This window comes from Roseixanthobacter psychrophilus (assembly GCF_043195195.1).
Lineage (GTDB): Bacteria > Pseudomonadota > Alphaproteobacteria > Rhizobiales > Xanthobacteraceae > NCEH01.
On the sequence record NZ_JBAFWT010000082.1, the window covers coordinates 1 to 8,822 of the forward strand.

At 65.6% G+C, this 8,822-nt stretch carries 10 protein-coding genes; 9 read left to right on the forward strand and 1 reads right to left on the reverse strand.

Going from position 1 to position 8,822, the window contains the following annotated elements:
- Positions 1–1,369, forward strand: a 1,369-nt coding sequence (locus V5F77_RS27840; RefSeq protein WP_429008322.1) for a terminase large subunit domain-containing protein, incomplete at its 5' end; no start/stop codon positions are given.
- Complete coding sequence (locus tag V5F77_RS27845) at positions 1,369–3,006, forward strand: DUF935 domain-containing protein (RefSeq protein ID WP_429008323.1); 1,638 nt, start codon at positions 1,369–1,371, stop codon at positions 3,004–3,006. The genes V5F77_RS27840 and V5F77_RS27845, both read left to right, overlap by 1 nt.
- Before the next feature lie 14 nt (positions 3,007–3,020).
- Here V5F77_RS27845 and V5F77_RS27850 read toward each other — a convergent pair whose 3' ends face one another.
- Positions 3,021–3,743 (reverse strand): hypothetical protein, encoded by a 723-nt coding sequence (locus V5F77_RS27850; protein ID WP_429008324.1) that lies wholly within the window; start codon positions 3,741–3,743, stop codon positions 3,021–3,023.
- 29 nt (positions 3,744–3,772) lie between these two features.
- On the opposite strand from V5F77_RS27850, the gene V5F77_RS27855 reads away from it, so the two are divergent.
- From V5F77_RS27855 to V5F77_RS27885, 7 genes are all read left to right on the forward strand, one after another.
- Positions 3,773–5,257, forward strand: a complete 1,485-nt coding sequence (locus V5F77_RS27855; RefSeq protein WP_429008325.1) for an ADP-ribosyltransferase — start codon at positions 3,773–3,775, stop codon at positions 5,255–5,257.
- Entirely contained in the window at positions 5,220–5,465 is a 246-nt protein-coding gene (locus V5F77_RS27860; RefSeq protein WP_429008326.1) for a hypothetical protein, read from the forward strand. Before V5F77_RS27855 ends, V5F77_RS27860 begins: the two co-directional genes overlap by 38 nt.
- Positions 5,466–5,978, forward strand: coding sequence for a phage virion morphogenesis protein (locus V5F77_RS27865; RefSeq protein ID WP_429008327.1), 513 nt, complete (start codon positions 5,466–5,468; stop codon positions 5,976–5,978).
- A gap of 197 nt (positions 5,979–6,175) precedes the next feature.
- Positions 6,176–7,306 (forward strand): phage protease, encoded by a 1,131-nt coding sequence (locus V5F77_RS27870; RefSeq protein ID WP_429008328.1) that lies wholly within the window; start codon positions 6,176–6,178, stop codon positions 7,304–7,306.
- The gene (locus V5F77_RS27875) at positions 7,306–7,713 is read left to right on the forward strand and encodes a hypothetical protein (RefSeq protein ID WP_429008329.1); all 408 of its coding nucleotides are present in this window, start codon (positions 7,306–7,308) and stop codon (positions 7,711–7,713) included. Before V5F77_RS27870 ends, V5F77_RS27875 begins: the two co-directional genes overlap by 1 nt.
- A 14-nt stretch (positions 7,714–7,727) precedes the next feature.
- Positions 7,728–8,624: a Mu-like prophage major head subunit gpT family protein gene (locus V5F77_RS27880; RefSeq protein WP_429008330.1), complete on the forward strand. Its 897-nt coding sequence runs from the start codon at positions 7,728–7,730 to the stop codon at positions 8,622–8,624.
- 13 nt (positions 8,625–8,637) lie between these two features.
- A partial coding sequence (locus V5F77_RS27885; RefSeq protein ID WP_429008331.1) for a hypothetical protein occupies positions 8,638–8,822 on the forward strand: 185 nt, incomplete at its 3' end.

Sequence of the window (8,822 nt, forward strand, 5' to 3'; positions counted from 1 at the left end):
GCTCTATGCGTATCAGCACAAATGGCTGCGCGATAAAAAGCGCTTCAAAGTGGGCATGTTCTCGCGCCAGAGCGGAAAGACCTTCACCACGACTTTGGAAATCGTGGACTCTTGTTTTCAGGCCGCCGTAATCCGGCGGCGAGAGCGGTGGGTGATCCTGTCGCGAGGCGAGCGCCAGGCGCGCGAGGCCATGGAAGAAGGCATCAAGCGCCACGCCGCCGCTTATAAGCTCGGGTTCGAGGCGGAAGAATATGACTGGCAGGGAGACGAGGGTTCCCACAAGGCACTCGAGGTGAGCCTGCCGAATGGCTCGCGCATCACTGCTCTGCCAGCAAATCCCGACACCGCGCGCGGCTTTTCCGCCAATGTCTTCCTGGACGAGTTCGCCATCCACAAAGATAGCAAGGCGATCTGGGGGGCCTTGTTTCCGGTCATCTCAAAAAATGGCCTGAGGCTCCGCGTCACGTCCACGCCGAATGGCAAGGGCAATAAATTCTACGAGATCATGACCGCCGCCGATGAGGTCTGGTCTCGGCACACCGTCGACATTTATCAGGCCGTGGCGGACGGCCTGCCACGCGACATCGAGGAGCTGCGCGCCGGCCTCGCCGACGATGATCTGTGGTCGCAGGAATACGAACTGAAGTGGCTCGACGAGGCGAGCGCCTGGTTGTCCTACGACCTCATCTCATCGGTCGAGGACGAACGCGCCGGCGACCCTGAGGGTTACCAGGGCGGCGTGTGCTTCGTCGGCCGCGACATCGGCCGGCGGCACGATCTGCACGTCATCTGGGTCTGGGAACAGGTCGGCGACGTGCTGTGGGAGCGCGAGCGGATCGAACAGAAGCGCGCCACCTTCGCCGAGATGGACGAGGCCTTCGACGACGTCATGGAGCGCTACCGCGTCGGCCGGGCCTGCATCGATCAGACCGGCATGGGCGAGAAGGTGGTCGAGGATGCGCAGCGCCGTCATGGCAGCCGGGTCGAGGGCGTGCTGTTCACCGGCCCCAGCAAGCTGGTGCTCGCCACCGCCGGCAAAGAGCGGTTTGAAGATCGCACCATCCGCATCTCCGAGGGCGACGTCGCCCTGCGCGCGGATCTGCACAAGCTGCGCAAGATCGCCTCCGCCACCGGCGCGCCGCGCTTCGTCGCCGAGCGGGACGATGACCATGCCGACCGCACCTGGGCGTGCTTCCTCGGCATCCATGCCGCCGGCGGCGGTGCCGGCGAATACGGCTATCGCCCGGTGCCGCGCCCAGCCGCCGCCATGGAAGGCGCCGGCGGCCGCGACTTCATGCGGCCGGACCACTCGGGCGACAGCAATCACAGGGGCGGCCTCATGCTGCCTCGCATGCGAGGAGGCCTCTGATGGCCCGGCTCTCCACCATCCTCGGCCCCGACGGCAAGCGCGTCGACCTGGACGCCCTGTTCGGCCCGCCAAAGGCCGGCCCGACACTCACGGGCGTGCGCTCGCCCATCTCCGGCCACCCGGCCGACGGGCTCACGCCCTACCGCCTCGCGGCCATCCACCGCGCGGCCGCGAGCGGCGACACGCGGGCCTATCTGGAGCTGGCCGAGGACATCGAAGAACGGGACATGCACTATCTCGGCGTGCTCGGCACCCGGAAGCGCCAGGTCTCGCAGCTGCCCATCAATGTTGAGGCCGCCAGCGACGCGCCCGAGCACGTCAAGCATGCGGACCTGATCCGCGAGTGGCTCAAGGAGGGCGTGCTTGAGCTGGCTCTGTTCGATCTCTTCGACGCGGTGGGCAAGGGCTTCTCGATTCTGGAAATCGAATGGGAGAGCACGCCCGATCTGGTCGCGCCCAAGGCCCTGATGCACCGCAATCCCGCCTGGTTCGAGTTGGATGAAACCTCGCTCGATATCCCCATGCTGCGGGAGGGTGCGACGAAGGAGCCGCTGGCGGCGCATCGCTTCCTCGTGCACCGGCACAAGGCCAAGTCGGGTCTGTCGATCCGTTCCGGCCTTGCCCGCGTCGCGTCCTGGGGCTGGATGTACAAAGCCTTCACGCTGCGCGACTGGGCAATTTTCATCCAGAATTATGGCCAGCCGGTCCGGGTAGGCAAATACGGCCCCGGCGCCAGCGACGCCGACAAGGACGTGCTTTGGAGCGCGGTCGCCAACATTGCCGGCGACTGCGCCGCGATCATCCCCGATTCGATGCTGATCGAGTTCGTCGAGGTGAAGAACGCGGCCGACGGCTCGGAGCTGTATGAAAAGCGCTGCGACTGGATCGACCGGCAGATTTCCAAGCTGGTGCTCGGCCAGACCGCCACCACGGACGCGATCGCCGGCGGGCATGCCATCGGCCAGGAACACCGGCTCGTCCAGGAGGACATGGAGCGGGCCGACGCCAAGCTCGCCTCGGCGACGCTCACGCAGCAGCTCGTGCACCAGATGGTGGCCTTCAACTTCGGGCCGCAAAAGAAGTATCCGCGCCTGGTCATCGGCCGGCCGGATGAGCTGCCGATCAAGGACGTGGTCGACGCGATCTCCAAGCTCGGCCCACTCGGCCTGGAAGTGGAAGAGAGCCAGGTGCTCGACCGGCTCGGCTTCACAGAGGCCGAAAAGAGCACCGATGGAAAGCCGGTGCGGCTCATCGGCGGCCGTCAGCAGCCGCCGGCGGCACTGGCGCTAGGTGAGCCCATCGACCCGGCCGCGCCGCCGGCGGTGCCGCCCACCGTCCCGCCGAAGGGGCAGCTGACCCGGCACCTGCTTTCACTTCACGCGTCCGCGCCAGACCCGGAATATGTGGACCGCATGGAGCGGCGCCTCTCGCTGGACATGCAGGGCGTGATGGCCAGCATGACGGCGGAGATCCGCGCGGCCTTCGAGGAGGCGGCCGACATGCGCGACCTCGCCAATCGGCTGGAGCGCATGAACCTCGACCCGGCGCGGTTTGCCGAGGTCATGCAGCGCGGCATGGTCCTCGCCCATCTGGTGGGACAGGCGGCGCTCATCGATGAGCTGCGGGGGGAGGGGTGAAGACGGTTTCGGATCTATTTTTTAGCCTGCCGACGTGCACCATGCGGCATGGAATAGGTATTCCAACCCCAGAACTTTTGGCCTGGAGCTGCTATTGTCTCAGCTCCCAACTCCTTAAGTGCATCATTCACGCGGTCCTGCATTCGGCGGGCGTCTTCGCACAGGGTGTTGCAGCGGTTGCCCATTTCCTTGAAGGATTCCCGATTCTGGGGCCACACCCATGCTCTGCCAAGGTAGTCGGTGTTTGCCGTTCTGATGCGACTGTCGAGCCGACGCAACGCGACGCCGAGATCGTAGTTGAGCCGCCAAAAGTCGTCACTTTCGACCGCTCCAGAAATGACGCGGATCGGCTTGAACTCTCGGACTTCACCCTGCTGCTGCGGCAGGGACGTGACCTGCATGAGATTGCCGCAAGCCTCGGTGAGCAGGTGAGCAAAATCCTGAAGCAGGTGTATTTTCCGCAATTTGTGTTCTTGCGTCGCAAGGTTGAGCAGCGTTCGCTGTTGGTCAATCTGCTCCTGCGCAGCGCTCCAGGCCAGCCAGCCTGCGGCCAGGGTCATGCCCCCGCCAATCAATCCGCCAACCACATTGCCGAAGAAGCCGATTACCTCACCTTTCGACCCAAAGTAAAACACAAGGGCCCACGAGACGAGGCTCCCGAAGAAGCCCCACCAAAAGTGCGGAAAATTCACCGCTTCCCGTATCCATCGCAGCATCCTCATCTCCACCGGTGTCATGCATTTCCCGTTGCGGCGAGATCAGCCGCATGACCACCACCCTCGGCGCCGTCGATCTGCCGTTCGACGAGGCGATCGCCTATCTGCGCGCCAAGGCGAACGTCACCTCTGAAAGCTACACGGACGTCTGGGGCAAGGCGAACGTGAAAAGCTTTACCGTCGCCGGCGCGACCACGCGGGCGCTGGTCGGCGATTTCCGCGCCGAGGTGGCGAAGGCGCTGGAAAACGGAACCAGCATCCAGGACTTCCGCAAGCAGTTCGACACCATCGTCGCGAAGCACGGCTGGGCGCACACCGGGAAGGCCGGCTATCGCGCGCGCCTCATCTACAACGTCAATCTCGGCATGGCCTACAGCGCCGGCCGATACGCCCAGCAGGTCGAGCCCGAGACGCTCGCGGCGTTTCCGTACTGGCAATATGTCCATTCCGGCGCGCTGCACCCGCGCCTGCAGCACTTGGGCTGGAACGGCACCACCCTGCGGGCCGACGACGGCTGGTGGACCACCCATTACACGCCGAACGGCTATCACTGCGGGTGCTGGATCAGGTCGGTGTCGGCGCGCGGCCTCGCGCGCATGGGCAAGAGCGGGCCGGACACGGCGCCGAAGATCAATCTCATCGAGCATACGAACCGCAAGACCGGCGAGATTACCGAGGTGCCGGAGGGAATCGATCCCGGCTTTGACTACAACGTCGGGCAAGAGTGGCTGGGCAAGGCACCGCAGATCCCGGCCAATGCCACCCTGACGGTGCCGCCTCCGAAGCCGAAAAAGGCCAAGGCGCCCGCCGCGCCGAAACCGGCGAAGCTCAAATCCATTCCGACGCTGGGGGATTACGGGGCGGCCAAGCCGAATGTGTTCGACGACGTTGCTCCGAAGAAGCCGAAGGCGGCCGCCACGCCTCCCGCACCAGCAGCGCCCGCCAAGGTCGCGCCGGAGGTCGACCCCTGGGCGAATACCGTCGGCCAGCAGCTGGTCGAGCAGGACATGGTTTTGACCGCCGATTTTGCCGAGTGGGGGGCGAAGCTCAGCGAGCGGGAATCGGACGCGCTGGCCGGCTACAAGGCCAACACCTTCCGCGCGATCAACAACCACCTGCGCGGCATTGCCGACGCCCCGCATCATAATGATGAGATCGCGCATCTGAAAGCCGCGCTGGCGCGCGGGAAGACCAAACGCGAGCTGGTCGTGTATCGGGGTGCGAAGGACGGAAACCCGGCGCGACTGGCGCAGGTCGGCGACGTGATCACCGAAAAGGGCTTCATGTCGACGTCGGTCGATTCCAACACCGCCAAGACGTTCGGCGGCAAGCCGCCCGTCGTCATTGAGATCAGGCTGCCGAAGGGATATGCTGGTGGCGCTTATGTTCAGCATGTCCCGTACACCAAGTACCCGGAGTACGAGTTCCTGATCAGGCCCGATGCGTCGTTCCGTGTTGTGAAGCGCGTCGGAAATCGAGTCGTTGTGGAGCCGGTGAATGTCAAACGAGCGCGCCGACCTGCTCGCACGCCTTGACGCCCTGAATAAGGGCGAAGAGGCGATGGCGCGCATCTATGCCCGCTATCCGGTGGAGGCGCTGCGGCAGGCCGTGGTCGAGACCGAGCAGGTTGAAGCCGAGATCGCACGGCGCGGCAGCCGGCTCGCCGCCGTTTGGGATTCGTCCGAGATGGAGCTGACGCCCGCCTCCGAGGTCGAGATCGAGGACGAAGGCAAGGCGGCCTAGGTGACCGGCGTCACCCTCGAAACCACCATCGACGCCGGCGCCGCGCTTCAGGCTTTCCGCGCCCTGCAGGCGGTGATGAGCAACACCACGCCCGTGATGCGGGCGATCGGTGTCGGCCTGCGCGAGGGCACCCACCAGCGTTTCCAGACCGCTACCGACCCGGACGGCAATCCCTGGGCAGCGCTCAATCCCGACTATGCCACCCTCAAACGCGGCCCCGGCATCCTGCGCGAGAGCGCCATGCGCGGCGGCCTCATGGGCTCGATCACCTTTCGGGCCACGCACAACACGGTCGAGGAAGGCACCAACCAAATCTATGGGGCGGTGCACCAGTTCGGCGCCACGATCACCCCCAAGAACGCCTCCCATCTGGTTTTCCGGCTTGCCTCCGGCGTCGTGATGGCCGACAGCGTCACCATCCCGGCGCGCCCCTATCTCGGCATCTCGGCCGAGGACGAAGTGATGATCGTCGAGACGCTGATCGACGCGGCGGACCGAGCCCTGTCCAAGTGAGAGCGGTCCGCTCCGGCTTGAGAGCCGATTAAGAGGCGAAAGAGGCGCCTGTAGCGCTAAAAGAGGGTGCGGTCCCTGCCGAGCATGGTCCCGCCCGCCCCGCCCGCTGACGGCCTCCTGACAACATCCCCCCGGACATGAGCCGCCCCAGCCCTGGGGCATGATAAGCGGCGGCGCGCGCGGGCACTCTGCCCCTCATGCTTCGTCACGAGATCCTTCTCTTTTCCGCCCTGGACGGCGCCACCGTGCCGGAATGGGTGCACCTGGTGCCCGCCGGCACATTTTCCGGCGTGGACGGGCGCGGCCCTTACACTCTGGCCGACGTGGCTGCGGTCATGGCTGCGTCCATGGCGGGCGGAAAGCTCCCGATCGACGAAAATCACGCCATCGACGTGGCTGCGCCGCAGGGCCGCCCCTCGCCGGCGCGCGGCTGGATTGTCGAGCTGCAGGCCCGTGCCGACGGCATCTGGGGCCGGGTCGAATGGACAGCCGCCGGCGCCGCCATCGTCCGCGAATACAAGGGCATCAGCCCCGCCCTGCACGTCGAGAAGGCCACCGGCCGTGTGCTCGGCGTCGCTCGCGCCTCCCTGGTCAACACCCCCAACCTCACCTTGACCTCACTCCACCGGAGCCACCAGCAGATGGAATTCATCGCTCTGATGCGCCAGGCCCTCGGCCTTGGTGCGGATGCGTCGGAGGCGGACGTCCTCGCCGCCGTCGAAAAACAGAAGGCGGATATCGTCCGCCATGCGGAAGAGACCAACGCCATCGCCACGGCGGCCGGCCTCGCCGCGACGTCGCCGCGCTCGGTCATCATCACCGAGTTGCAGAGCCGCCAGCAGGACGCCGGCAAGCTCGCGGCCGTGAAGGCGGGGCTCACCGCCGCCGGTCTCGATTACGACAAGGTCACCGCGACCCAGATCGAGACGCACCTCAAGGGCACTGGCGGCACCGCCGCCGAGACGCAGCTGCGCACCACGGTGATCGAGCTGCAGACCAAGCTCGAAACCCTGGTGCAGACCGGCGCCCGCGCCGAGGCCGAGCGCGCCATCGACGATGCCATCAAGGCCGGCAAGGTCGGCCTCAGGCCGGTGCGCGACCATTACATCGCCCGCCACATGGCCGACCCGGCCGCCGTCGCGCTGGAGATCGCCGCCATGCCGGATCTGCATTCCGGCGGGCTGCGCCAGCCTCCCTCGATCGGCAGTGCCGCCAACGGCGGGGCCGCCAACCTCACGCCCGACGAAGCCCGCGTCTGCTTGCTGATGGGCATCGACCCCGCGAAATTCAAAGAGAGCCGCAAGGCCCTCGGACTGGAGCACGTCTGATGGCCGCCTTGATCCAGGGCCGCGATACGCCTTCGCGCACCGGGCGCGATTTCGTCATCCTGGCCGCCGCTTCCAAGATCTTCTACGCGGGCGGCATCCTCTGCGTGAGCACGGCCACCGGCTACGGCACACCCGGCGCCACCGCGACCACGCTCCGGGCGCTCGGCCGCATCAAGCGCACGGTCACCAGCCCCGCCACCGATGGCCTGGTGTCGGTGGAGTATGAGCGCGGCACCTTCCGCTTTTCCAACTCCGCCACCACCGACCTCATCACCCGCGCCGACATCGGCGTGACGGCCTACCTGGTCGATGACCAGACCGTGGCCAAGACCAACGGCAGCAACACGCGTTCCGCCGCCGGCGTCATCCGTGACGTCGACGATCTCGGTGTGTGGATCGAATTCTAAGGGGCGGCCACAGCATGATCATCAATCGTCCAAACTTGCAGAACCTCAATGTGGCGTTCAACGCGGCGTTCACGCAGGGGCTTTCTGGCGTCGCGGCCTCGCAATGGCCGCAAATCGCAACGCGCGTAGGGTCCGTCACCGGCACGGAAGAATACGGCTGGCTCGGCAAGATCCCCAACGTGCGGGAATGGCTCGGCGATCGACAGATCCAGAACATTTCGAGCGGCAGCTACCGAATCAAGAACCGGGATTTCGAGCTGACGATTTCCGTGGCCCGAAACGACATCCGAGACGACAATATCGGCCTTTACACTCCTCTCTTCGGGACCATGGGCGAGAGCACCGGGTCGGCCTATGATCAGATGCTCTGGTCGCTGCTGAAGGCAGGTTTTTCGACCGAGTGCTACGACGGTCAATACTTCTTCGACACCGATCATCCGGTGCTGAATGCCGCCGGCCAGCCCACCACGGTCGCGAACACCGATGGCGGCAGCGGTACGCCCTGGTTCTTGATCGACAACCGCCGAATCCTGAAGCCGTTGATCCTGCAGGTGCGCGAGGACTGGCAGTTCGTCGCCAAGGATCGTCTGGACGACGACAATGTCTTCCACCGCAAGGAATTCCTTTACGGCGTCGATGGTCGGTACAACGCGGGGTACGGCTTCTGGCAGTTCTCGTGGGGCTCCAAGCAGACCTTGGACGCCACGAGCTATGCCAACGCCCGCAGCGCGGTGATGAGCATGAAGGGCGATTACGAGCGCCCGCTCGGCCTTGTGCCAAACCTCCTCATCGTGCCGCCGACGCTGGAAACGCAGGCCCGCAAGATTCTGCAGGCGGAAAACGACGCCGCCGGCGCCACCAACATCAACAAGGGTACGGCCGAGCTGCTCGTCGTTCCCTGGCTGGCTTGAGGCGGAGGCATCCATGTCCTTTCTCAAGATCAGCTGCCGCCGCCCCGGCTTCTGGCGCGCCGGCGTCGCGCACGACGCGGTCAAGGTCTGGCCGGTCGAGGCGTTCAGCACCACCGCCTGGGATCGCCTGCGCGACGAACCGCTGCTCACCGTGACCGAGGTCACGGATGCGGAAGCGATCGCGCATGCGGACCTGCA